Below are 1,209 nucleotides of genomic sequence, written 5' to 3'. Positions count from 1 at the left end.
GAAACGGTCCTGCAAGGAACGGTCCGGCTCGCGATTGCTGAACCCCTGGTTGAGCGCCGTCACGTCAGCACTCGGGCCGCACTTGCGGTGATCGAGCCGCTCCTTGTTCTCATCTTGCTTGGCCTCGTCGGCACGTGGCTAATCGTGAAGACGGGATTGCGTCCGATCCGCCGGTTTTGCGAGGGTGTTGGCGCTAGAGGCCGTGACGATCTCACGGCGCTCGCCAAGGCCGGCATGCCCACGGAAATTGAGCCCATAGCTGACGCGGTCAACGACCTGATGCAGCGGCTGGACCGGGCACTGAGCGCCGAGCGCAGCTTCACCGCCAACAGTGCACACGAGCTTCGCACGCCGATTGCCGCAGCACTTGCGCAAACGCAGCGCCTGATAGCCGAGGCACAAGGCACGCCAATCGAGCAACGTGCGCGAAGCGTCGAGACCACTTTGCAGACGCTCGCGCGGCTCAGCGAAAAGCTCATGCAACTGGCCCGGGCAGAAGGCGCCCGCGTCCTCTCTGATATCCCGCAAGACTTGCGGCCCGTCCTTCAACTCGTGGTCGACGATGTCCGGCGCATTGCACGATCTAATGAGCTCGCACTGACCCTGCCCGATGAACCCGTATTGTCGCGCATCGACCAGGACGCCTTCGCCATTCTCGCGCGCAACCTTATTGAAAACGCTGTCAAGCACGGTACGGACGCAACGGCCGTTCGTATCGCGCTCACGAGCGGCGGCACCTTGAGCGTCCGGAACCGAGGACCTATCGTACCCACGGAGACGCTCGCGCGCCTGAGCCAGCCGTTCGAACGCGGGACCACAACAGCGAAGGGAAGCGGCCTGGGGCTGGCGATTGTCAATGCGATCGCCCAGGCGGCGGGCGCACGACTCACACTAGTTTCGCCAGCTGCGGGCATGCCCGACGGCTTTGAAGCCGTCGTGGATGGACTGGCAATACCTGATTCGCCACCAACCTCTCGCAGTAGCATCTGACAGCCAAGGCTGCATTAAATCGCATGCGCGCCCATTAGACAAACCGCATGCCACGTCCGAGAGTATCGTCTCGTCGCTGGCAGCTTGGGGGGAGATGTGGCGACGATCTCGGACGTGAGGCGAGAATGCTCGCATGGCCGGGTGACGATGGCGGACGGAATTGAGGCGAATCGTCTACGGTTTTTTTTTGCGTGCTAACGCGCGTTCGATACTGCGTGG

1 protein-coding gene is annotated in these 1,209 nt (G+C 62.5%); it reads left to right on the top strand.

All coding sequences use genetic code 11. The features are described 5' to 3' along the window. Positions 1-990: sensor histidine kinase (locus tag AWB67_RS38205; protein ID WP_087660893.1), on the top strand; the 990-nt coding region annotated here is incomplete at its 5' end. Between the last annotated feature and the right edge of the window lie 219 nt (positions 991-1,209).

It is taken from the genome of Caballeronia terrestris, assembly GCF_001544515.1.
In the GTDB taxonomy this organism is placed as follows: Bacteria; Pseudomonadota; Gammaproteobacteria; order Burkholderiales; family Burkholderiaceae; genus Caballeronia; species Caballeronia terrestris.
The sequence above is the reverse complement of the archived record's forward strand: the minus strand, read 5'-3'. Positions and strand labels throughout refer to the sequence as shown.